This window comes from Campylobacter concisus (genome assembly GCF_002092855.1).
Taxonomy (GTDB): domain Bacteria; phylum Campylobacterota; class Campylobacteria; order Campylobacterales; family Campylobacteraceae; genus Campylobacter_A; species Campylobacter_A concisus_AI.
Map to the genome: position 1 here is coordinate 196507 of NZ_LVLC01000012.1, position 23905 is coordinate 220411.

The window sequence follows — 23905 nt, forward strand, 5'->3', positions numbered from 1 at the left end:
CTTTAGCTAAAATATACTACAATGCCCAAATAAAGGAGCCAATATAAAAGCTTTGAAATCAACATTTGAGCGAATGAAACACCTTGATATAAATGAACTTATTAAATTTCATCTCGTCTTTGATGAGTTTGATTTAAAGCACTCATATTATGATGTTTTTGAAGCAATCGAGGCTGAAATTTTAAACAACTTCTTAGCCTTTATGCCAAAATTTTACTTCGAGTCCGATACAAACAATGCTATAAAATCTGCCCTCATAAAACTCGCACGAAGTGATAGAAAAAAATTTAGCATAAATAAAATTTTACCTCAAAGCTTAGCTAGCAAAGTCTACGCAAAGCTTTTTGAAAAGAATTTTTTACTGCTTGAGAAAAGCAGAGAAGTACTTCCAAAAAGATCAAAAAACCAAATGCTAAAAAAAGAAGAAAGGGGCTATAAAGTTGAGGATAAAATACATTTTAATAGCCATTTTTCAAGGTTTTGGTTTAGATTTATAGAGCCAAATTTAAGCTTGCTAAAAGCTGGTAAAAATGATGAAATTTTAGCCATTATAAAAAAGGAATTTGACGAATATGCAAGCCTTGGATTTGAAATTTTATGCGGTGAACTCATGGCAAAAAAATTTATGATTAATGGCATATTTTTAAGTAGCTTTTGGAGCAAGAATATAGAGCTTGATATGCTATTAAATATAGGCGGCAAGATCATAGTCGGCGAGGTAAAATACAAAGAGAGAAAGGTTTGTAAAAACGTGCTAAATTTACTATTAAAAAAATGCGAAAAACTAAATATCAAGCCAGATATTATCGCTCTTTTTTCAAAGAGTGGATTTAGTAGCGAGCTAAGAAATCTAAAAGATGAAAGGCTAAGGCTTTATGAAATTAGCGATTTTGAGGAACTTTTAAAATGAACGAACACGATATCCAAGCTGGCTTAAAAAGCCTGATAGAGCAGACTTATCTGATAGAAAACGAATATAAAAATTTAACATCATCTTACGCAAACTTGCAAAATTTCATTAAAGATATTGTAGAAATTCTGCCAAATGCTATCTGGGTGTTAGATGAAAATGATGAGATCTTTTTACAAAACTCAGAAGCAGTAAGACTTGGTAAAATTTTTAAAGAGATACCAAAAAAAGAGGGTGAGATAAATGTAAATGGGCAAATTTATCTTTTTAAAACAAGCTCTAAAGACAATAAACTAATAATCTCTGCAACAAACATAACAGTAGAAAAACGCACCGAGCGCCTTGCCTCTATGGGCCAAGTAGCAGCTCACCTAGCCCACGAGATCAGAAATCCAGTAGGCTCTATCTCACTTTTAGCTTCAACTCTACTTAAAAGAGCTGATGAGCGCACAAAGCCTATCGTAAATCAAATACAAAAAGCTACATGGCGAGTCGAACGCATAATCAAAGCCACTCTACTTTTCACAAAAGGCCTTAACATAAATGCACAAATTTTTGACTTTTCACAACTTAAAAAAGAGTGCGAAGAGGCTATAAATTTTTATGACTATTCAAAGGATATTAAATTTAGCCTAGAATTTCCAGATGGCAAATATATGGGCGACCTTGATCTACTTGCCATTGTTTTCCAAAATATTTTATTTAACGCCATTGATGCCATCGAAGAGAGCGATGATGATGAGGGAGAGATCATTTTAAGCTATGAAAAAACACCAAGTGAACATAAATTTATCATTTATGATAGTGGCGAGCCTATCAAAGATAAAGCCATAGTCTTTGAGCCATTTAAAAGTAGCAAGCTAAAAGGAAACGGCCTTGGACTGCACCTTTGCTTGCAGATCATAGAGGCTCACAAAGGTAGTATCGAGATCACACTAAATCCAAAAACATTTTGCATAAATTTACCAATAAAGGAGAAAGAATGAACATACAAAACGAACTTGAGGCTTTTAAAAAATCTCTTCAAACGCTTGATTTAAGAGAAATTTCAAACGATGGAGCAAAAAACGTTGCATTTATCTGTATCGATATGATAGAGGCTTTTGCTGGTAGTGGTGCGCTCGCTAGCCAAAGAGTAGCTGCCTTATCAAAAGGGATCGCAACACTTTTTGATAGAGCGTGGAAAGATTTTGGCTTTAGAAATTTTATCCTTATAGAAGATAGGCACACCAGTGATTCAAAAGAATTTGAAACCTTTTTACCTCACGCTATGCTTGATACAAATGAGATAAAAACTGTAAAAGAGATAGAAAATCTAAGCTTTTTTAAAGAGATCAAAGCATTTTATAAAAACTCTTTAAGCATTGCGTTTAATAAAGAATTTGAGAAATTTTTAGAAGAGCATCCAGAGTTAGACACCTTTATAGTCACTGGTGATTGCACTGATATGTGCGTTTATCAGTGCGTTAGTTATCTTAAACTACGAGCCAATGAATACAATAAAAAAGCAAGAGTTATCGTGCCGTTTGATCTTACGCAAACATATGACATACCAGGACACAATGGTGACTTTTACCACGAGATGTTTTCTCTTCATATGAAGCTAGCACTTGGTGCTGATGTGGTAAAGGGTATTAAATTTTAAAGCTTACTTGAAATATTTATGAGCCTATTTAGCTCGTCAAATTTAAAGCTAAGCTCGTTTTTATTCGCTACGATCTCATTAGGACTTTCGCTAAATTTCATATCACAGCTTAGCAAAAGTCCTTTGACAAAGATTTTGCGATCTAGTTCGTAAGTGCTTAAACACTCATTTACTACGCTCAAAAGCTCATTTGCTAGCACTGGCTCTTCAAAGACCACATCTGATCTAAAAGCCACATACGCCGCTCCGCCCTCGTACTCTATCCTGTAATAATTTTGCTCATCAAAAGCGGCGCAAGCAACCATACTAATCGTGTGGCCATTAAAATTTTCATCTAGCTCAAATTGTGGCGTGCCAAATACACTAAGTCCAAATTTCTCGCCAAACTCACGTGCTTTATTTGCAAGCTCGAGCAACCGATCATCAAAGCCATTTATGTTTTCATAACCCCAAAGCCACGTATTTGACGAGAAGCTTTCAGAGCCAATAAACTGCATGTCAAACTCGTGCTCATCAAAGTAAATTTTGCCACTATCAAAATCAACCTGCCAGTTGCTACCTTCAACAAGTAGCTTAAATGCACGTTTTTGAAGTAATGTCGCTTTGCCAACACATGCGCTAAAAAGCTCGCTCCAGTTACTTTTATCTACGCCAAGCTTATCTAAAAACATCGCTTCACCGAGGTCTTAGCAAGCTATTGCTTGAAGTGCTTTTTCTTTAAAGCTGTCATTTACAACAAATTTTGTCTTATAGACAAAAATTTGAGCTGTATTTTCATTTTTTATCTTAATAACAAGACGCTTATCATTGTTCGTGCCACGTTTTATATGTTCGTTATAGCTAAGATTATAAAGGCTAGTTATCTTATCTTTGCTAAGCTCACTAAGGCATAAAAGTACCTCTAGCTCGGCATATTCTCTTGCTTTTTGAGGTGTGCTAGCTTCTTCATTTTTGCTAAATTTAGAGTTTTGTTTTAGCTTTTTTGTCTTAAAGTCTAAATTTTGTGCATCTTCTAGGCTATAAACCTCGTTTAAATTTGTCCTTACAAATTGATCATCTTTTGTGATATTTATCCTAAAAGCATAAGGCAGGTCGCGTTTTGCTTCATCTTTTACTATATCTTCGATGTTACCAAGCTCTCTTTCAAAGACTGCGATCTCGATATTTCCGTGAAAATCAAGCACATTTATAGTGCCCATTTTCTTGCCACTTTTGGTTATCCTTGTACTAAAGTCCTCGATCTTACCAACGACTAAAATTTCAGCGCTTTGTGGCAAGCTCTCAAATTCTGAGCTTAGAGTATATTTTATCTTGTTGATCTCGTCTTTATAATCATCAAGCGGGTGACCTGAGAGGTAGATACCAACGCTCTCTTGCTCAAATTTTAAAATTTGTTTGATGTCAAATTCGTCATTTATCGTAACAAAATTTATCTTCACATCGTTCATGCTCTCATCTTCGCCAAACAAGCTCTCAACAGCATTTTTACGGATCTGAGCAGCACTTTTGCAAGCTTCTATGATATTTTCTACATTTTGCATAAGCATCTTACGACTAAAGCCAAACTCATCAAAACATCCAGCTTTTATGAGGCTTTCAAAGACCTTCTTATTTACTTTAAATGGATCGATCCTTGAGACAAAGTCGTCCATACTCTTAAACTCGCCATTTGCTTCACGCTCAGTGATAATGTTTTCAATAGCCGCTCCACCAACGCCTTTAATCGCACCAAGCCCAAAGATAATGCCATCATGATCGCTATTTTTAACGACGCTAAATTCTTTAGTTGATTTATTTATAGATGGCGGCAAAGTATCTATATTTATGCGTTTTATCTCATCGATATAGCGAACGATCTTATCGACGTTGCTCTCTTCACTTGTAAGAAGTGCGGCCATAAATTCAGCCGGATAGTAAGCCTTCAGATAAGCAGTCTGAAATGTGACATAAGCGTATGCTGCGGAGTGAGACTTATTAAAGCCATATCCTGCAAATTTGACGATCAGCTCGAAAAGATCGTCCGCTTTTTGTCCATTTAGCCCTTTTGCCTCAGCACCTTTTACAAACTCACCCTTTAGTCTGTCCATCTCTTCTTTGATCTTTTTACCCATCGCACGGCGTACAAGGTCCGCCCCACCAAGGCTAAAGCCGCCTATGGCTTGAACGATTTGCATAACCTGCTCCTGATAGACGATGACGCCGTATGTTGGCGCAAGGATCGGCTCAAGCTCTTTAAATGAGTAGGTTATCTCCGCCTCGCCATGTTTTCTTTTGACAAAGTCATCAAGCATACCACTCTCCATCGGTCCTGGGCGGTAGAGCGCTAGCATCGCGACGATGTCCTCAAAGCAGTCTGGACGCAAGCTAGTTCCTAGCTTTCTCATGCCCTCGCCCTCGATTTGGAAAATTCCTATCGCTTGGCCGCTTTGTATCATTTTATAAACATTAGAATCGTTTTTATCGATCTGCTCCCAAATAATATCCTTGCCAGTTCGTTGTTTTACCAGCTTTATGGCATTATCGATAACCGTTAGTGTTTTTAGTCCAAGAAAGTCGAATTTAATTAAATCCACATCCTCAAGATATTTAAGGCTATACTGCGTAACATATCGATCTTCTGGGCTGTTTGGCTGACGAAATAGCGGAGTTTTATTCCACAGCTCCTCATTTGAGATAACGACACCTGCTGCATGCTGACCAGCGTTTCTATTTAGCCCTTCAAGATCAAGTGCAAATTTCCAAATTCTAGCTGCTTTTGGATTTTGGCTGATAAGCTCAGCTATCTTTGGCTCTTTTTCATAAGCATCTTTTAGCGTAATGCCTAGTTCATCAGGTATTAGCTTTGCCATCGCATCGGCTTCGGCGTAAGGCATATCGCAAACCCTAGCAACATCTCTTATAACACCTTTTGCGAGCAATTTACCAAATGTAATAACGCCAGCAACGTTAAATTTTCCGTATTTTTGCGTAACATAGTCGATAATCTCGCCACGCCTACTTTGACAAAAATCCACGTCGATATCTGGCATGCTAACACGCTCCGGGTTTAGAAACCTCTCAAAAAGTAGGTTGTATGGGATTGGATCAAGGTCAGTGATCTTTAGCGAGTAAGCGACCAAGCTACCAGCCGCAGAACCACGTCCTGGACCAACTGGCACGCCTCTACTTTTAGCCTCATTTATGAAGTCCCAAACGATCATCATATAGCCTGGGAAATTCATTTTATTTATTATTCCAATCTCTATCTCAAGGCGCTTTTTGTATTCGTCATGTAAATTTTCAGGGACAAATTTTAGCCTCTCTTCAAGCCCCTTTCTGCATTCATATTCAAAAAACACAGCATCATTTTTAAAGCTATATCTATTTTCAGGCTCTGGAAGTGTTAAATTTCTCTCTTTAGCATACTCAAGTGTAAATTTAAAATTTGGCGGAGTTGGGTTGCCAAGCTTGATCTCAAGGTTGCACTTATCCACGATCTCTTGGGTATTTTCTATCACTTCAGGGATATCTAAAAATAGCTCACTCATCTGCTCTTTGCTTTTTACAAAAAACTCATGGACGCTGTGGCGAAGTCGGTTTGGATCATCTAAAGTTTTGTTCATCGCGATACACATAAAAACCTCATGAGCGTCGGCTCGCTCTTTAAAAGTGTAGTGGGTATCATTTGTGGCGATGACCTTTATGTCAGTCTCTTTGGCGATGCGCAAAATATCATCATCAATGCGTTTTTGATCGCCGATGCCGTGACGCATGATCTCAAGATAAAAGTCATCTCCAAAAATTTCTTTATACTCAAGCGCGACCTCTTTTGCTCTCTCATAGCCCTTTGCGCCAAATTTCACGTTACGGTCACTTAAATTTAGATGCCAGCTCACCTCGCCCTGCAAGCACGCTGAGCTACAAACCAAGCCCTCGCTGTGCTCTTTTAAAATTTTTTTATTTATACGAGGATAGTAGTAAAAGCCCTCGATGTAGCTCATGGAGCTAAGATACATTAAATTTTTATAGCCAGTCTCGTTTTTGGCGATTAGTATAAGGTGAAAACGCTGCTTAGTACTCTTGTCATCAAGCTGCTCGCCATTATGCACATAAGCTTCGATGCCAATTAGCGGTTTTATCCCCTCTTTTTTCATCGCCTTGTAAAAATCTATCGCTCCAAACATATTGCCGTGATCAGTAATCGCTGCTGCTGTGTCGCCTCTATCATGAAGCACATGAGCTAGCTCTTTTATCTTGTTCGCTCCGTCAAGAAGGGAGTATTCGGTGTGTAAATGCAGGTGTGTAAAGCTAGAATTTTCACTCATTTTTTATCCTTTTTTAATGAGTGGATTTTACAAAATTTTGGCTAATAAGGCGCTTGATGAAAGCTTAATGATAGCTTTAAAATTTAGAGATTTTTTAAGCCTGTGACAAGAGCAAAGCGCATGGTTAAGCTGTCGCGCTGCGTTCGTTTTATAACAAAGAGGCTCGAGCAAATTTTAAAATTTCATAAACGAATAATTTCGGCTCTAAAATTTGAGCTAAGCGGTCAGTGAAGCCAAAATTTAGTAGTCAATTCTTGCGAGTGAATGGAATTTTAAAATCTATAAAGTGAAAAAGAATTAGATCGCGGACTAAGCCGCAATCCATTATAAATAAACTGGGATATTTGTGTGTTCTAAGAAAAATCTTGAAGTGCCACCAAGCACCATTTCCATAAGACCATTTTCACCATATCTGCTAGCAACGATTAGATCAGCATTTCTATCAATAGCTGCTTTTAAAAGCGCTTCACCAGGTATCATCGTGGTAGCGATCACTTCAAAAGTGGCTGATATGCCATGAATTTTGAAGTACTCTTCAAGCTTTTTAAGATTTAGTTCAGCATTATCGCCAAGGCTTGCTTTTGAGGTAATGCACTGAACCTTTTTTGCCTTTTTTAAAAGATCTATCGAGCCTGTTAGTGCCCTTGAGCTTTGCGTCGTACCAGTCCAGCTAACAAGGATATTATCAGCTTTAAACTCACGCATTTTTCTAGGGATTACAATCGCATTTTTACCGCTTTTTAAAACAGCTGATTCAAATGTACCAGTGATCTTTCCATCAAGCGGCACAGCAGCCACCACTAGATCGCAAAATTTACTCTCTTGCTCCACTATTGCGCTTCTTTTACCACTATGAATAGTAAAATTTGCAGTGCAAACATCTTCAATGATTTCACTAGTTACTTTTATGCCAAGCTCAGCACAAATTTTATTGAAAATTTTCTCATTCTCTTCATGCTCGACAGCTAGTTCAGATTTAGCTGATTTTAGAAATTCTTCAAAAAGCACTCCTCCACGAAGCGTCATTTTCATATTATAAACTACGCTTGGGTCAAGCTGGCAAGTCATAATTTCCATATGTGTGTTAAACCACTGAGCAACCTTTAGGGCACCATAAATTCTTGGCTCGATATCGTCTCCAGCTCCTATTGGAAAAAGCAACTTTTTGTATTTCATCATCTGTCCTTTAAAATTTATTCAACCAAAGAGAGCGAAATCTTATTTCCTTTTTGCTCGCTCACACATACTTTGACCTGATCGCCTACGTTTAATGGGGTTTTTATCTTTGAGATATGAAGCAAGCCATCAATGCCATCTTTTAGCTCGATAAACACACCAAAATCAACTACGCTCTTTACAGTTCCCAAAAACTCATCACCGATATTAAAATTTGGTTTTGAACGCTCTTTGTCGTGTTTAAAAGGCTTTTTGCCAAATGAACGTCCATTGTCTTTTGAAGTGATAGAGATGATGTAGTCTTTTGCAGCATCAACATTTTTCTTTGCTCCACCTGCGATTTTAACTTCACCTTTTTCTCTATCAAGATCGATTGAGACTTCAAATTTCTCAATGATCTCTTTTATAGTCTTGCCAGCTTGCCCGATGATATCTACGATCTTGCTTGGATCAACACTAAATAGTTCAAGCTTTGGAAGCACATCTTCATTTATTTCTATATTTTTATCCGCTTCTGCCATCAAAGATAAGATATGCTCTCTACCACGTTTTGCTTGATAAAGTGCCTCTTTTAGCACTTCTAAACTAATGCCACCAAGCTTAATATCCATCTGAAGCGCTGTGATGCCATCACTTGTACCTGCTACTTTAAAGTCCATGTCGCCGTCATGATCTTCAAGTCCCATGATATCTGTTAGCACTGCATGCTTATCGCCTTCAAATATTAATCCCATAGCGACACCTGCGACAAGTTTTAAAGTATTTACGCCAGCTGCTCTAAGTGCGAGCGAGCCACCACAAACGCTAGCCATCGAGCTTGAGCCGTTACTCTCTAAAATTTCTGAAACGACTCTTATTGTGTATGGAGAAGCTAGATCGATACTTGGCGCAAGGGCACGTTTGGCTAAATTTCCATGTCCAAGCTCGCGTCTACCAGGAGCTTTTAAAGGGCTTGCCTCACCTACGCTAAAGCCTGGAAAATTGTAGTTAAACATAAATTTCTCTACAAAAGGTACTTTTTCAGTGAGGATGTCATACATTTGAGCGTCGCTGTCAGTGCCAAGAGTAGTGACAACCAAAGCCTGCGTCTGTCCTCTTGTAAAGAGGCATGAGCCATGTGCATTTGGAAGCACATTTGTCTCAATGCTAATAGGTCTAACCTCTTCAAGACTACGCCCATCAGCCCTTACGCCCTCATTTATTATCTGCTCTCTAACGATTTTCTTTTTATATTTGCCAAGGACATTTGTGATGACAGCCTCGTCCCAGCCCTCTTTTTGTGCTACTTCATCGCTTGAAATTTGTTTTGCGATCTTGCTAAGTTCGCTCGCGCGCTCGCTTTTTGCCATTTGATTGATCGCATTTTTGACTTCAGCTTTATAAAATTTATCGATGTAAATAGCGATATTTTCATTTTCTATCTCAGGTTTTAGCTCAAGCGCAGCGTCCTCTTTCTTATGCTCTTTGAAAGCTTCTTCGTAAGCGCTGCTAGCTCTTAGTATCGCCTTACCAGCAAAATCAATCGCCTCAACCATCATATCTTCGCTAAATTCATTCATCAGCTGTTTTTGAGCCATACTATCACTTAAGCTCGGATCTATCATCGGCTCAATCGCGACCATCGGGATAAGCTGCGTAGTTTGTTGAGGCAAGCTTCTCATCTCGATCATCAAAAGCTCATCTTTTGTTCCAGCCACGTATAGATCGATCGCACTTTGTTTTAGTTCAGAGTTGCTTGGGTTGATCACAAATTTTTCATCTATATAGCCAACTCTCACGCCACAAACTGGGCGATTTACAGGGATGTCGCTAAGATATAGTGCAACTGAAGCTGCATTTAGACTTACAACTTGCAAATCAACTTCAGGATCAGCTGAAAGCACCATTACAACTATTTGAGTTGGATATGCGTAACCTTTTGGAAAGAGCGGTCTAAGAGATCTATCGATAATGCGAGCTGTTAGCGTTTCAAAGTCGCCTGGCTTTGTCTCACGCTTAACGTAACCACCTGGAATTTTACCAGCGGCGTAAGCTTTTTCGATGTACTGCACCGTTAGAGGTAAAAAATCCTCCTCAACTTGTGTGTCCTCTCTTGCAACAGTTGCTAAAACGACGGTATTTTTCACCCTTAAAAGCACTGCTCCGCTAGCTTGTTTTGCTACTTTATTAAGGTCAAAAATTTCAACCTGATTATTGACTTCTATACTATATTGCATTATTTTTATCTCCTTGTTGTTTTTGTAACGGCAAATAATAAGGGCTCTCTTCTAATATTGACATGATACGCTCACTCGTAGCTTCGATCTTTTTCTCGTAATACGAATCCACATCGATAAAATCAACGATCTTGTTTATCGTGTAAATTTCATCAACCATATCATTTAAATTTGTAAAGACATCAGTAGCAATCACTGGCGTTGCGTATGAGATGGATTTTACCTTCACATCAAGCAACGTCTTTATGCAAATGAGTGCCGTCATACCAGTCTCACACCCCTCATCGATTAGTAAAATATTTTTATCTTTTAGCTCTCCTATCAAATTTCCTTTTCGGTATTTATAAACGTTTTTTAAAATTTTCTCTTCATATTTTCTATGCGCTTCGCCGTAAATATAGTCATAGCTTATATTAAAAGCTTTTATAAGTTTATCATTTAATACTATATCTTCTGTCTCGCTAACTATTGCAACGTCGCATTCGCTATTATTTGGCGCAGGTATTGGCTCGCTAAAGAGCATCTCGTAGCTTAAATTTAAACTTCTACAAACTGCATCTGTGAGTATAACTGACTCAAGCGACATACAAACAACTATCGTCTTTTTATCTACGAGCTCTTTTTTTGGCAAAATTTCAATTAGCTTGCTAGCTGCTTCTAATTGATCCTTAAATTTAGCCGTTATCATTTAGTTGGCACTCGATTTTGTACTGCTTTGCGAAAAGTCATAGTGCAAACCGCCCATTGGATAGAAATTTATCGTGAAATAAATACCATTTTTTCTAGTTGATGCTGAGCCATTTATTGTTGTTGTTGGCTCGACATCTTGTTGATAAATTATCCCGTAATTCCAGCATTTTCTTTGATGAAGTACACCAACTCTCCAGCTTTTTGTGTAACTTCGCTCAATATCATATTGCCAGCCGCCAATAAGGCTATACTGATGAGGTAATTTTACTCCAAGACCACTTGTAAAATAGCTATCTTTTGTTGCACTATTTTTTATTTTGCTATCATTTTTCTTCATGGTGTGAAGCATATTTAGCCAAAATAGATCATTTGTGTATGAAAATCCGCTTTGTACCTTTTTAAGCTCTTTGCTCTTGTGTGAATATTCAAGCTTATTATAAAGGCTTAAATTTTCAAATGGATATAGATAGATAGCATTTTTTAAATTCGAATATTCATCTTCTTTTGTGTAATATCCTTGAGAAATACTATGTTTTATAATCTTTCTACCATTAGAGTTAAAGAAATACTGAGTCAGATAACCAGAAATTTCTTCCTTACTCTGCTCTTGAGTCAAGAAATTTTCATACTCATTTAGATTTTTATCATAAATAAACTCATCATCTAAATTTCCTTTTCTATAGCCTGGCAGTAGGTATTCGGCCCCAAAATTTAGAGTATGATAAAAGCTTTCATACGCTTTTGCAAGGTCAGTGTGAAGGGCAAATTTGTGGTAATTATTTACAAAATTTGTATGCTTATCTTCTCTTTTATCATCAAATGAATTTATCTTATTCTCGTAATTTATTCTTGAAGCGTATAGATACTCGTAAAATGAAAACGTTAAGCTATCATCAAGCAGTGGCACATGCACTGAAGCTGGAAGCGTAAATTCATACTGAGTTGCTCTAACGCCTATCTTTCTATCATATCTATGTGACTGAAGATCAAGTGAATATAAGATATTTGGCAAGACAATATCATCTGTAAATTTATGATACTGAAGCGATGGAAGCTCTTGAAGTGTGTCTTTGTTCTCATTTTTTGAGCCAATTTTTTCAGTGTCTATGTAGTATTTTGCATAAGCACCAAAGTAATGATCGTCATTTGCGATGAAATAGTTAAATTTAGAAGTTACAAGCGAATCATAATCATCATCCCTGCCCTTTAAATTTAAATAATCTATATCATTTAGCTTCGTTGCGTCTATCCAAATTCCCTCTTGTAAATCTGCTTCACTAAGGTATCTTATAAGCTTATCTCTTTCGTATTTTAGTCCGATGCCTTTATGTGTTTTATTTTTTAGTTCGGCCTTATTTGAAGTCTCTCCTTTTTGCTTGGCTTGGTAGCTGTTTTTATCAGTAAATGAGCCAAAGCTTATTTCGCCCCTTGAATCAGGCGACTCAGTAAATCTAAACGCACCATAAATTCCAGCACCTCTATTTGTTCTTATCTGCGGATCAAGCTCGAAGTCCCACTCATTATAAGGTGCAAAATAAATCGGCTGCTTGTAATAAAAACCTTCAGATTTTCCGTATCCAAGCTCAGGCGGCAAAAGACCTGTTCTTCTTGTAGTATCTGTTGAAAAACCAAAATATGGCAAGTAAAAAACTGGTACATTGGCTATACGAAAGACTGGATTAAAAAGATGTAAAAATTTGCTTTGTTTATTTAGCATAGCTGAGCTTGAGGTGATACTCCAGTCAGGATCTTGGACATTACAGCTTGAAACCATCGCTTTTTTAACTCTATAGTACTCACTATCAGAGCTACTTTCATCGCTTCTCATCCACACTTCCATGTCTTTATTCATCATAAAAAGCGATTCAAAAGCAGTATCATTATTTTTTAAATTTAGCTTTGCATAGTTTGAGCGAGAGACTTCACTCTTGCCCTTCATCATGTTGACGTTACCAAAAAGCTCGATAACCGAATTATTTTGATCATAAACTGCACAATCAGCTGTCACAAGATAATCTTGTGAATATACAACAACATTTTTATTGGCCGTTACGATGCCTTTATCTTGCTTTACATCATCGGCCAAAAGCTGTACATCTTGCACAGCTGCACTTAGATTTAAAATACATACCGGAACTAAAAATAAAATTTTACGCATTTATCACCACTGTTTTTGCTATTTTGTCTTGCCAAGTCTGCCTAGCTGGATTTGCAAATGCCCATGCGAAACCAAGATAAAAACAAGCTTCGCTAACCAACCTAAAAATCGCTCTTACCAAGCTTGAAATAAAATTTGGTCTATCTAAAATTTCTACATTAATGCACATCGTCTTTGTTAGCATTTGTCCAAGGCTCGCACCATAATACCAAACAAAAAATGCATGATAAATAATCTTTAGTGCGACTATTTGCCAAAAGAAATTTAAAGTCAAATTTCTGGCTTCATTATAGCTCATAACCGACAAAAAGGCATCCCAGTAAATGATCAAAAACAAAAAAGAAACGATACATTCATCAATTGAATAAGCTAGCACTCTTTTTGAAAATGGCGCTAGCGAAATTTCTTCTTTTTCAAGTTTTTCAACTATCTGCATACTCATTTTAATGCCTGCCAGGCAATATCTTTTCTATAATGTGCTCCGTCAAATTTTACATTTTCGCAAAGCTCATAAGCTCTATCACGTGCCTCTTTTATGCTCTTCGCAGTGGCAACGCAGACTAATACTCTGCCACCATCTGCATAAATTTCTCCATCTTGCTCACTAACACCAGCATAAGCGATGTGAGCATCTTTTACATCATTTAAAACTGAAATTTTAGCTTTTGAGCTGCTTTTATACGGATAGTCCTTACTAGCCATCACAACGCCAACTGCAAATTCATCTTTTAAACTAATAGGCTTTAGCTCGCCCTTTGCAGCATTTAGTAAAATTTCGCTTAGATTTCCGTCAATTAATGGCATCAATACCTCGCACTCAGGATCGCCAAATCTTACGTTAAACTCAAGTACATAAGGCTCATTTTTCACGATCATTAGCCCTACAAAAAGTACTCCACAAAACGGACTGCCCTCGTTTTTCATCCCTTTTAAAGTTGGCTTTACAACCTCTTCTTCAACCCTTTTTATCAGCTCTTTTGAAGCAAGCGGACTTGGAGCATAAGCACCCATGCCGCCAGTATTTGGACCTTCGTCATTATCAAGCAGACGTTTATGATCTTGTGCCACTGGCAAACTTACAAAATTTTCGCCGTCACAAATAGCAAAAAAGCTCAGCTCAAAGCCGTCTAAAAACTCTTCAACCACCACAAATTTACCAGCCTCGCCAAAGCTAGCTCCACTTAGCATGTCACTAACTGCCTCTTTGGCATCCTCTTTAGAATTTGCTATTATTACGCCCTTGCCAGCGCAAAGTCCATCGGCCTTTACAACCATTGGCGCGCTTAAGGTATCAATAAATTTAAATGCTTTTTCTTTATCGTCTGTGTTTAAATATCTTGCAGTTTTTATATTATTTCTAGCTAAAAAGTCCTTCATATAAGCCTTGCTAGCTTCAAGTCTAGCAGCTGCCTTGCTTGGTCCAAATATAAGCAAGCCCTCTTTTTTAAAGATATCCACTACACCTTCACTAAGCGGCGCTTCAGGGCCTACGATAGTTAGAGCAATATCATTTTGCTTAGCAAATTTTGTAAGCTCATAAAAGTCTTTTATCTTCAAATTCTCACCAAGGCGTGACGTCGCACCATTTCCAGGCGCAAAGTATAAATTTATATTTTTTTCGTTTTTTAGTTTTAGAGCAATGGCGTATTCGCGGCCGCCACTTCCTATTATGAGAATATTCATTTCATCTCCGTAAATTTAAAAAACCCGAGTGGGCGTCGCATAGAAGAGTGGCCCATAAACAAAGCCAATCTTGCAAATAGATGGATACCAAACGGTTGCAACTTCTCGCCTTTTCAGACTCAAACGAAGCCACATCACAAGGCATCCATACCTTTTCGCTAACAAAAAAGTGTTGGACCCCGTAAAATGCTGACTCGCTTCACTCAGGCAATAAAATTATATAAATTCTTTGCTTAAAGTAATGTTTTGGCAAGCGCGATACAGGCGTTTATATCTTGACTTTGGCTTACTATTGGCTCGGTAAATTTTAGCTCTTTTGCAGTGACCTTTCCAATGCTTATTGCTTGATAGCTCTCATCCCAGCCAAAATTATTAAGAAAATTTTTAACATTTAGTGGAGAAGCAAAGATCAAGATACTATTTTTTGGTGGTTTTAGCTCCATTTTGCAAGGATTTAAGACATTTTCATAGGCGATGATCGCTTTTATATTTACTCCGCCATTTTGCAAAATTTCTAAGAAATTTGAAGCACTATCTTTACCCTTTAGATAAAGAACCTTTTTACCTTTTAAAAGTGGCAAAATTTCTCTTGCAAAGTCATCTCCGTGAGCGTTCTTTCCGATATAAATTTCACTAAATCCAAACTCTCTTGCGGCTGCCGCACAACTATTTGCGATAGCAAAGACTGGCAAATTCATAGGTGAAATGCCATTAAATTTTAATGCATTAAAAGCATTTTTAGAAGTAGCTACCAGTACGTCATAGTAGCTTAAATTTAGTTCAAATTTTAAAAACTCGATCTTGCTAACGCTTAAATTTACAACGCTCTCATCGGCTGTTTTTGTGTTTGAAATAAGATAAATTTTACGCAACTCTTTTTAACCTTAAAAAAGACATCAAAGCAAGTAATGTGCAGGCTAAAATAACAATAGAAGTCGAATAAAATATATCACCAAGCCCAACTAGCGGAGAGACGACGCCGCCTAAGAAAAATGGGCAAAATCCAAGTATCGCTGAGGCTGAACCTGCGTATTCTCTGCCTTCGTTCATAGCTAGCGATGAAGCAGTTGGCAAGACAAATCCTGTAAAAAGAAGCAATAAGAAAAATGCGATGATAACGCCGATCACTTCAAATTTGAAACAAAGCATGAAAGCAATAAAAATGCTAGCAAACAAGGTGCCAAAAAGCCCGGTTTTGAGCGCTTTTCTCTCATTTAAAAGACTAGCAAGCCTTGCTCCTATAACAAGCCCTAAACCATTTGAAGCAAAGCAAAAGCTATAACTTACTGGACTTAGAGAATAAAATTCTTGAAAAATAAACGAAGATGACGCTATATAGGCAAACATCGCACCCATAGCAAATGTCTGAATGCTTACGAAAAGCATAAATTTTTTCTTTCTTAAAATTTTGCCAAAAACACTATAAGTCACTAGCAAAGGCATTTTTAAGCGATTTGACTGACTTAAGCTCTCTTTGAAATAAAAATTTGCGATAAAAAGCAAAATGCCAATGATAGTAAGTGCCATAAAGATGCCACGCCAGTCTGTAATTTTAAGCAGTAAACTACCACCAATTGGCGATAGTATCGGAGCAAGACCATTTACGACCATCATAAGGCTAAAAAATTTAGTCATTTCATGACCCTTATAAAGATCACTAACAACAGCCCTTGAAATAACCAAACTACCAGCGCTCGCAAGCCCTTGAATAATTCTCATAAAGATAAAAAACTGGATATTTTGTGCAAAAAATATAAAAATAGTGCTTATAGTATAGACGATGAGCGAGATGGTAAGGGGCAATTTTCGGCCAAATTTATCACTTATTGGGCCAACTATGAGCTGACCTATGGCTAAGCCCGCCATCGATGTCGTGATCGTTAATTGCGTAGCTGTAACACTTGTTTTAAACCACTCAGTAATAGCTGGAAGTGCTGGCAAATAAAGGTCTGTAACAAATGGTCCAAAGGCAGAGAGAGTGCCTAAAAATAGCAATAAAAATAGTTTGGAATTTTCTTTTTTCATAACTCTTCTTTAAATTTTAAAAGAGATTATATTATGACTTTGCTTTTTGGGTTATTAAGGGTAAATTTAACGTGATTTATAAAATATAAAAGCCCTAAAATTAGGGCTTAGTATTACATTTTGTCTTTAGTGACAATTAGGAGCATTTTAAATTTATCTTTTATCTTTAATCCGTGTGGTATTTTGCCTGGAAGCACGATGGTATCGCCTTTTTTGATATCAAAATGTTCATCACCAATAGTTAGCTTCATCTCGCCATCAAGTGCGATAAGTAGTGCATCGCCTGGAGCTGCGTGAGTTGAGAGCTCTTGGTCTGTGTCAAAACTAAGCAGCGACATCGAGCCATTCTCATTTTTAACAAGCGTTTTGCTCACGATTTTGCCTTTTTCGTATTCGACTGCATCAACTAAGCTAAAAATAGCTGCCTTAGGTAAATGATCTATCATTAAGTCCTCCTTAAAATCAATTGAAATATATTTCGTTGGTTCGTTAAAAACTAGCTTACGCCACACTTTTTTCTCTATCAGGCAAGCTTGCTCGCCACCTATATGCATCTGCTTTTCACCGTAGTATAGGGTAGCACCACCCTCTACAACCCATGCAAGACTGTCACAAAACAGCATCTCATGATCTAGCTCCTCGCCCGTATCAAAAGCAAATACATCGACATGAGCATTCTCGCAATCAAAAATTCTCTTGCTAACGACGCTTTTAGAAACAACTTTCGTGTCAGTGTTTAGATTGTAAATTTTACTCATTTTTCTTCCTTTCGTAAATTTACGCGTCATTGTAGTGAAAATTTTTGGATGATTTATTGATAAGGATTATCTGTTTTTGAAAAGCCAATAATAAAAAACAAATCATAATTTCTTTAGTATGTCAACTTCATAACTACTTAAATCTATTTTTTCAAAATTCTTTTTCACATATTCAATAATATTGTTATTGGGCATATCTTTAAACTTTTTTAACGTGGAGGCGGGAACTCCAAAATCTAAAAGTATACTTAACTTATTATCCACTCCTTCATGTTCCAGAATAGAAATAAATGCAGAATAATTAGCGGCTTGTTTGCCATTGAGATAATTTACAATACTTTCTAATACACTAAGCCTTTTAGGTATTTCGAATTTGGCTTGATTTCTGATAAAACCAAATACTTTTGAAACCGATAAGTTAATGATACTCTCTTCATTCTTACCTCGATTGGCATCTAGCGTATGCTGATACTTAATCTCATTACTTATAATAGAGTGCAAATTTCCACCCTGGATTATTTGAAGGCATTTTTGAGCTAAGAATTTATAACTATCTCCCTTATTGCCTTCCAATAAATGATCTACCATATATAATGTACTAGATAATGTTTTATAAGTAGGAACTGGTGCATCCCAGCTCAATTGATTCAATATCTTTTTTCTACCCTTCAAGCAATTATAAAGGTGCTTTTGCTTTTCAATATTATAATAGTTCGATTTAAAAATTTGCAATAAATCTGCAGGTAAATCTTTAATTAATTCTTCATATATTCTTCTCTTTTGGTCTTTTATATCTTCGTTATTTAGATTAATTAAAATTTCACTCTGCAGACTATCATCTTGAGTAACTATGGGAACATCTATATTTTCCATCTCTTGCCTTGGAGGATCATCAAAACAATATACTTTTCCAGTATAGTATTTCATCATTCTTCCGGCACGCCCCTTGATATTATTAAAATCAAAATAAGTCAGCTTGCTTGTGCCTTTGCGCATATCATATATGATAATGTTTTTTGCGACAGTGTTTACACCCTCTATTAATGAGGTAGTTGCAAATAATATATTTATTTTATTGTTATTAAAATAGTCGAGTTGAGCATTAACAATATGCCTAGGATATTGACCGTTATGTAAACCTATACCTTTTTGTAAGTATTTTTTTAAATTCCATTTTACGGAAACGTTTTCATCAATCCATTCAAAAATTGGGAAAGTATTTTCTGTGCCTTTTTTATTATCTCTAATAAATTCATTTGACAATTCTTCTGCTTGAGCAGGGGATCTAACATAAACTATAGTAGGCTCACTTAAACTATTTAATAGCTCAAATAGCTTCATTTTCCTTTCTTCCTTGGAACTACAGCTTATTTTTTCCAATTCTTGTCTTACTAATGAATACTCCGGTTTAAAGAATTTTAGACTATATTTTTTAATAAAATCACTATCAACGTTATCTACCGATGGAGTCAATAATATTAATTGCGGATTTCTAAACATTACTTTGTAAAATGCAATGTTTAATTGGCTGACTCTATCGTCGTATTTATGGTTTGATATTTTATAAAATTCATCAACTATAAATAAATCTATATTGTTAATTTTGGGTAAAATATCTAAAACTCGCTCACTGGTTAAAATAAACAAGTTGTTTGTTTCATTTATATCCTGGCTTGTATTAACCACGATATTATAAAAATCTTGATAATTTTGAAGCTTTTTTCTAGTTTCATCAATTAGTGCCAATGTCGGTTGAATAATTAATATATTGCTATATTTTTTTCTTGCTACAAATTCTTGTATTAGTAAGCTTTTACCAAAACTAGTAGGTGCAGAGATAAGTAAATTTTGTCTATTTGAGATTTTTTCCTCTAATACCTTCTGCCAGTAGTGAAACGTTACCCTATTGTTTTCAGAATCGTTTATAAATTTAGATTTGTGGTACTCGCACCTAACTAATGCAGCAGTATTAAGCAGTTCATTTTTATCTTTTAAATATGGATAGAAACCAAAACTTTCAATTAAATCAATAAAAACAGGCCTTATACTTTCATTAACACGCTCCCAGTTTTCTAAAACTAAAATCAGGCTATCCATATCTTCATTGGCAGAAATTTCTTTAGCAATTTTAAAACTCTTGTCTAAATCCAATAAATCTAAAATTTCAAACATTAATTCTGCTCTTTTTTTAATTTTTCATGTAGCTGCTTTACTAGCTTAAATTTACTTTCTACCGGAAACAAAAATAAATTTATTTTAATTCTATCTCTATTGCCAAAATCTTTAATTTTTTGTTCAAATTTTTCCCTAGTATCTTTTGCAAATTTCTCCAATATATCTTTAAAATCGTTATGCGTATTTCCTGAATCGTTAAATTTAAAATTGTCTAAAATTTTACTATCAAATAGTGCAAAAAAGCAAGCATTTATATTTGATAGTCTTTGTATAAAAGTACTAGATTTAATTAATTCTCTTATTTCATCACTCACTTCTTTATCGTCATAATAATCGCTTAATCTATTATTGATGATTGCAAATTCAGAATCAAAAAAATTAACATTAAAATGCTCAAATAAATCATTAGCTAGATCCTGTAATGCATTTGATAGGCTTTTATAAAATTTACTCTCACCTATCCAGAGTTCATTCTTCTCTTTGTCATAATGAACCGCATCAAAACCATGAACCATTCCGCTTAGACTATCTTTAAAATATATTTTGGATATAAGTTGTGGTTTATTAAATTGTCTTTCCAGTAAATAATATAATATAAGCTCTCCAAATTCGCCACGCTTTAAATATCTATCTTCTGCATCCTTATCTGCCGATATGAAATATTCGTTAGCTTCTTTAATCTCTTTAACTTTATAAAGCAACTCCATGCCGTCCCTAGTAGCTTTTCTAGGACCAAATTCCGATGAAATCTCTAAAGCTCTTTTTTTACCAAGTGCAAAGAATGGAATTTCATTAAAAATTTCCTCATTCCACTCATCTATTTTTTGATATACCCATCCTTCATCGTTTATATCAAAAACGATATGAAAGCAATACGTTCGAATACTTTCATACTCATACTTATTTGTTAGATAGTTCAAAATTTAAGCCTGACCAAATTTCACTCCCACTCAATAGTTGCAGGCGGTTTGCTTGAGATGTCGTAAACTACGCGGTTTATGCCGTTTACCTCGTTTATGATGCGGCGGCTTACATTTTCAAGTAAATCATAAGGAAGCCTTGAAAAGCTTGCAGTCATACCGTCGCTCGCATCGACCACGCGCACGCAAACAGCATTTTCGTAAGTGCGGTTATCACCCATAACGCCAACAGAATTTACATTTAAAAGTACGCAGAATGCCTGCCAAGTTTTGTTGTACCAGCCAGTGCTCTTTAGCTCATCTCGCAAGATCACGTCCGCTTTGCGAAGTAGCTCTAGGCTTGGTTTATTTACCTCGCCCATTATGCGGATAGCAAGGCCCGGTCCCGGGAAAGGATGACGGAACACTAGATCACGGCTTAGTCCGAGCTCAAGACCAAGCTTTCTAACCTCGTCTTTAAAAATTTCTCTTAAAGGCTCTATTAGCTCAAATGTCATCCAGTCAGGCAAGCCACCAACGTTGTGGTGGCTCTTTATCGTTTTGCTTGAGCCAACTACGGAGCTTTCGATGATATCAGTATAAAGAGTACCTTGAGCTAGAAATTTCACATCGCCGTGCTTTTTAGCCTCTTTTTCAAAAATTTCTATAAAGGTCTCGCCTATAATCTTGCGTTTTTTCTCAGGATCTACTACACCAGCTAAGCGGCTAAGAAAGGTCTCGCTCGCGTCTATGCTAACTAGCTCAACGCCAAGCTTTGTTCTAAAAGTAGCCTCAACTTGCTCTTTTTCGTTTGTTCTAAGAAGCCCGTTATCAACAAAGACAAGGATCAAATTCTCAGGCACGGCGGCTGCTAAAAGTGCCGCAGTCACGGAGCTGTCCACGCCACCACTAACTGCGCAAAGCACCTTGTGAGTGCCTACTGTTTTTCTTATCTCTTCTATCTTGTTTTTAGCAAAGCTTCCCATGTTCCACGTGCTCTCGCAGCCGCAAATATATTTAGCAAAATTCTTTAAAATTTGCGTGCCATACTCGCTGTGTTGCACCTCTGCGTGAAACTGGATCGCATAAAATTTTCGTTTATCATCGCCAAAAGCACAATAAGGCGAATTTTCACTAATAGCGATCACTTTAAAGCCCTCTGGCAAGTCCTTTACGTAGTCACTATGACTCATCCATACGATTTGTTTTGAAGGTGTATCTTTAAATAGCGCATGCTCTTTAATAACGTTAAGCTCGGCCTTGCCGTACTCTTTTTGATCAGCCGCTAAAACCTCAGCCCCATGTGTGTGAGCAAGTAGCTGCATGCCGTAGCAAACGCCAAGTATAGGGATATTTAGCTCAAAGACGCCGTTATCGCAAAAATAAGCATCTTTAGCGTAAACACTAGCTGGACCGCCACTTAAAATGATGCCTTTTGGCTCTTTCGCCTTTATCTCACTAAGCTTTGCATTAAATGGCAAAATTTCAGTGTAGACGCCCTCTTCTCTTAGCCTTCTAGCTATTAGCTGAGTGTATTGCGAACCAAAATCCAAAACTATAATCGTATTGTTCATTTATAACCTTTTAAAAATAGATATGAAAAATTTCAAACTGCACATACCAAACAATGATTGATACGATATATCCTAGAACCACCATCCAAGCGTATTTCATATGTGCACCAAAGGTATAAATTCCTTTTAATTTACCCATTACTCCAACACCAGCTGCTGAACCAAAGCTGATCATCGAACCACCGATACCAGCAGTTAGTGTCACTAGTAGCCACTGACTCATCGCCTCGCCCACATCAGCTCCCATTGCTGGATTTGCTTTTAAGACAGCTGACATAACAGGGACATTATCAACGATCGCTGAAAGGAATCCAACGCCGATATTTACAGCAGTTGAGCCAAATTTATCATAAAGTGATACAGCGTAATTTAAAAATCCAGCAAAATGAAGAGCGCCAACTGCAGCTAAAATTCCAAAGAAGAAAAATAGTGTGTTGTTTTCGATCTTTGACATATAGTGAAATACATGCATTGGCTCTTCATTTTTGTGAGCTTTTTTGAAATAGTAAGTATAAAGACTAAGTAGCGAAAAGCCAAACATCATTCCCCACATCGCTGGTAAGTGGAAAAGCTGATGCATCATAACTGCACAAAAGATAGTAAATGCACCTATAAAAATAACCGCTTTACCGCCTTTTTTCATAACCACTTTTGGCTCATTTGCCACATCAAAATGTGGTGCAGTACTTGGCACTACACGAGAAAGTAAAAATGCCGTTACAAACCAACCTATGATAGATGCTGGGAAAAGTGCGAAAAAATCGACAAACGGCGCTTTTCCAGCAGCCCAAGCCATAAGCGTAGTGATATCGCCAAATGGACTCCATGCTCCACCTGCATTTGCTGCTACGACGATGTTTATTGCGCCAGCCACTAGGAAATTTGTATTATTTCTATCTATTGTTAGAAGAACGGTTGAAAGAATAAGCGCTGTTGTTAGGTTATCAGCTACTGGGCTTATGAAAAATGCCAAAATACCAGTTAGCCAAAACAGCTTTCTATAAGTATAGCCTTTTGATACGAGATTATATTTAAGTGCGTTAAATACGTCTCTTTCTATAAGTGCTTCTATAAAAGTCATCGCCACCATCAAGAAAAATACAATCTGAGCGATCTCTAAAATCAGGTGATTTACCTCATGTTCAAGCGAATGCACATCCATGCCATTTATAAGCATATAAACACCGATAAGCAGGAACATAAACGTACCGATAAAGATAGCAGGTTTTGCTTTATCGATATGGAAATTTTCTTCTGCTGCTATGAAAAAATATCCAACAACAAAAATTATAAGCGATAAAATTCCTGCCCACGTAGTAGTTAAGTCAATAGCTGCGGTTTCTCCATCAGCACCAAAAGCCATCGCGAAAAACAAGCCTAGAAGTCCAAAAAACCTCATTATACTCTCCTTGTAGAATAAAAAATCTTGGTATATTACTTAAATGAGCCTAAAAATTAGGTTAGTTAAAATTATTAAGCTTACATTACATTTTTATTTAGATACGAAAATTTTACTAGATTTTGTTTATCCTGTCAGTTTTCTTTTCTTTTACTGGAGCATTTCCATAAAATGGATCATCTTTATAGCCACAACCGCTAAATGCAAAAAGAGTAAAAATTAAAATAAAAAATGATAAGATAAGCCCATGAAAAACGCTAAATTTTTGATAAATACTATTCACGAAAATCCTT

The 23905-nt window shown here is 36.6% G+C and carries 19 protein-coding genes; 3 read left to right on the forward strand and 16 right to left on the reverse strand.

Annotated elements, in window-relative coordinates; all coding sequences use genetic code 11:
* The first annotated feature begins 73 nt into the window (after positions 1 to 73).
* From A3223_RS05295 to A3223_RS05305, 3 genes are read left to right on the forward strand one after another with little or no spacing between them, the layout of a single operon-like run.
* Positions 74 to 910 carry a DUF234 domain-containing protein gene (locus A3223_RS05295; protein ID WP_084109658.1) on the forward strand — a complete coding sequence of 279 codons (837 nt, stop codon included), beginning with the start codon at positions 74 to 76 and terminating at the stop codon, positions 908 to 910.
* A complete protein-coding gene (locus tag A3223_RS05300) occupies positions 907 to 1896 on the forward strand; it encodes a sensor histidine kinase (protein WP_054196996.1) in 990 nt (329 codons plus the stop codon). Before A3223_RS05295 ends, A3223_RS05300 begins: the two co-directional genes overlap by 4 nt.
* Positions 1893 to 2555, forward strand: a complete 663-nt coding sequence (locus A3223_RS05305; RefSeq protein WP_084109439.1) for a cysteine hydrolase family protein — start codon at positions 1893 to 1895, stop codon at positions 2553 to 2555. The genes A3223_RS05300 and A3223_RS05305 overlap by 4 nt, the downstream gene beginning before the upstream one ends.
* On the opposite strand, the gene A3223_RS05310 is transcribed toward A3223_RS05305, so the two are convergent.
* The 16 genes from A3223_RS05310 to A3223_RS09610 form a co-directional block, all read right to left on the reverse strand.
* Entirely contained in the window at positions 2552 to 3226 is a 675-nt protein-coding gene (locus A3223_RS05310; protein WP_084109440.1) for a DUF6882 domain-containing protein, read from the reverse strand. The genes A3223_RS05305 and A3223_RS05310 overlap by 4 nt on opposite strands.
* 15 nt (positions 3227 to 3241) lie before the next feature.
* On the reverse strand, positions 3242 to 6859 hold the full coding sequence (gene dnaE, locus A3223_RS05315) for a DNA polymerase III subunit alpha (protein ID WP_084109441.1): 3618 nt from the start codon (positions 6857 to 6859) through the stop codon (positions 3242 to 3244).
* A 324-nt stretch (positions 6860 to 7183) separates the two neighbouring features.
* A complete protein-coding gene (locus A3223_RS05325; RefSeq protein ID WP_021091781.1) occupies positions 7184 to 8035 on the reverse strand; it encodes a universal stress protein in 852 nt (283 codons plus the stop codon).
* A gap of 17 nt (positions 8036 to 8052) precedes the next feature.
* Positions 8053 to 10251 carry a polyribonucleotide nucleotidyltransferase gene (locus A3223_RS05330; protein ID WP_084109442.1) on the reverse strand — a complete coding sequence of 733 codons (2199 nt, stop codon included), beginning with the start codon at positions 10249 to 10251 and terminating at the stop codon, positions 8053 to 8055.
* Positions 10241 to 10939: a hypothetical protein gene (locus A3223_RS05335; protein WP_021091548.1), complete on the reverse strand. Its 699-nt coding sequence runs from the start codon at positions 10937 to 10939 to the stop codon at positions 10241 to 10243. The genes A3223_RS05330 and A3223_RS05335 overlap by 11 nt, the downstream gene beginning before the upstream one ends.
* The gene (locus A3223_RS05340; RefSeq protein ID WP_084109443.1) at positions 10940 to 13099 is read right to left on the reverse strand and encodes an LPS-assembly protein LptD; all 2160 of its coding nucleotides are present in this window, start codon (positions 13097 to 13099) and stop codon (positions 10940 to 10942) included.
* Entirely contained in the window at positions 13092 to 13541 is a 450-nt protein-coding gene (locus A3223_RS05345) for an RDD family protein (protein WP_084109444.1), read from the reverse strand. Before A3223_RS05345 ends, A3223_RS05340 begins: the two co-directional genes overlap by 8 nt.
* Positions 13538 to 14782, reverse strand: a complete 1245-nt coding sequence (gene purD / locus A3223_RS05350) for a phosphoribosylamine--glycine ligase (protein WP_084109445.1) — start codon at positions 14780 to 14782, stop codon at positions 13538 to 13540. The genes A3223_RS05345 and purD overlap by 4 nt, the downstream gene beginning before the upstream one ends.
* Positions 14783 to 15015: 233 nt before the next feature.
* Positions 15016 to 15654, reverse strand: a complete 639-nt coding sequence (locus tag A3223_RS05355; RefSeq protein ID WP_084109446.1) for a uroporphyrinogen-III synthase — start codon at positions 15652 to 15654, stop codon at positions 15016 to 15018.
* Positions 15647 to 16807, reverse strand: a complete 1161-nt coding sequence (locus A3223_RS05360; protein ID WP_084109447.1) for a multidrug effflux MFS transporter — start codon at positions 16805 to 16807, stop codon at positions 15647 to 15649. The genes A3223_RS05355 and A3223_RS05360 overlap by 8 nt, the downstream gene beginning before the upstream one ends.
* A 113-nt stretch (positions 16808 to 16920) precedes the next feature.
* Entirely contained in the window at positions 16921 to 17565 is a 645-nt protein-coding gene (locus A3223_RS05365; protein WP_084109448.1) for a cupin domain-containing protein, read from the reverse strand.
* Between the two features lie 102 nt (positions 17566 to 17667).
* Complete coding sequence (locus A3223_RS05370) at positions 17668 to 19737, reverse strand: DEAD/DEAH box helicase (RefSeq protein WP_084109449.1); 2070 nt, start codon at positions 19735 to 19737, stop codon at positions 17668 to 17670.
* Positions 19737 to 20660 carry a HamA C-terminal domain-containing protein gene (locus A3223_RS05375; protein ID WP_084109450.1) on the reverse strand — a complete coding sequence of 308 codons (924 nt, stop codon included), beginning with the start codon at positions 20658 to 20660 and terminating at the stop codon, positions 19737 to 19739. The genes A3223_RS05370 and A3223_RS05375 overlap by 1 nt, the downstream gene beginning before the upstream one ends.
* A 20-nt stretch (positions 20661 to 20680) precedes the next feature.
* Entirely contained in the window at positions 20681 to 22213 is a 1533-nt protein-coding gene (guaA, locus tag A3223_RS05380; protein WP_084109451.1) for a glutamine-hydrolyzing GMP synthase, read from the reverse strand.
* Positions 22214 to 22223: 10 nt separating this feature from the next.
* On the reverse strand, positions 22224 to 23612 hold the full coding sequence (nhaD, locus tag A3223_RS05385; RefSeq protein WP_084109452.1) for a sodium:proton antiporter NhaD: 1389 nt from the start codon (positions 23610 to 23612) through the stop codon (positions 22224 to 22226).
* A 115-nt stretch (positions 23613 to 23727) separates the two neighbouring features.
* Positions 23728 to 23895 carry a hypothetical protein gene (locus A3223_RS09610; RefSeq protein ID WP_180378702.1) on the reverse strand — a complete coding sequence of 56 codons (168 nt, stop codon included), beginning with the start codon at positions 23893 to 23895 and terminating at the stop codon, positions 23728 to 23730.
* Positions 23896 to 23905: the final 10 nt, after the last annotated feature.

Bases quoted from the DNA above. Each gene is read 5' to 3' on its own strand.
- purD (WP_084109445.1), bottom strand. From the start codon at position 14,782: ATGAATATTCTCATAATAGGAAGTGGCGGCCGCGAATACGCCATTGCT.
- nhaD (WP_084109452.1), bottom strand. From the start codon at position 23,612: ATGAGGTTTTTTGGACTTCTAGGCTTGTTTTTCGCGATGGCTTTTGGT.
- A3223_RS05310 (WP_084109440.1), bottom strand. From the start codon at position 3,226: ATGTTTTTAGATAAGCTTGGCGTAGATAAAAGTAACTGGAGCGAGCTT.
- guaA (WP_084109451.1), bottom strand. From the start codon at position 22,213: ATGAACAATACGATTATAGTTTTGGATTTTGGTTCGCAATACACTCAG.
- A3223_RS05305 (WP_084109439.1), top strand. From the start codon at position 1,893: ATGAACATACAAAACGAACTTGAGGCTTTTAAAAAATCTCTTCAAACG.
- A3223_RS05335 (WP_021091548.1), bottom strand. From the start codon at position 10,939: ATGATAACGGCTAAATTTAAGGATCAATTAGAAGCAGCTAGCAAGCTA.
- A3223_RS05340 (WP_084109443.1), bottom strand. From the start codon at position 13,099: ATGCGTAAAATTTTATTTTTAGTTCCGGTATGTATTTTAAATCTAAGT.
- A3223_RS05365 (WP_084109448.1), bottom strand. From the start codon at position 17,565: ATGAGTAAAATTTACAATCTAAACACTGACACGAAAGTTGTTTCTAAA.
- A3223_RS05300 (WP_054196996.1), top strand. From the start codon at position 907: ATGAACGAACACGATATCCAAGCTGGCTTAAAAAGCCTGATAGAGCAG.
- A3223_RS05360 (WP_084109447.1), bottom strand. From the start codon at position 16,807: ATGAAAAAAGAAAATTCCAAACTATTTTTATTGCTATTTTTAGGCACT.
- A3223_RS05325 (WP_021091781.1), bottom strand. From the start codon at position 8,035: ATGAAATACAAAAAGTTGCTTTTTCCAATAGGAGCTGGAGACGATATC.
- A3223_RS05370 (WP_084109449.1), bottom strand. From the start codon at position 19,737: ATGTTTGAAATTTTAGATTTATTGGATTTAGACAAGAGTTTTAAAATT.
- dnaE (WP_084109441.1), bottom strand. From the start codon at position 6,859: ATGAGTGAAAATTCTAGCTTTACACACCTGCATTTACACACCGAATAC.
- A3223_RS05345 (WP_084109444.1), bottom strand. From the start codon at position 13,541: ATGAGTATGCAGATAGTTGAAAAACTTGAAAAAGAAGAAATTTCGCTA.
- A3223_RS05295 (WP_084109658.1), top strand. From the start codon at position 74: ATGAAACACCTTGATATAAATGAACTTATTAAATTTCATCTCGTCTTT.
- A3223_RS05330 (WP_084109442.1), bottom strand. From the start codon at position 10,251: ATGCAATATAGTATAGAAGTCAATAATCAGGTTGAAATTTTTGACCTT.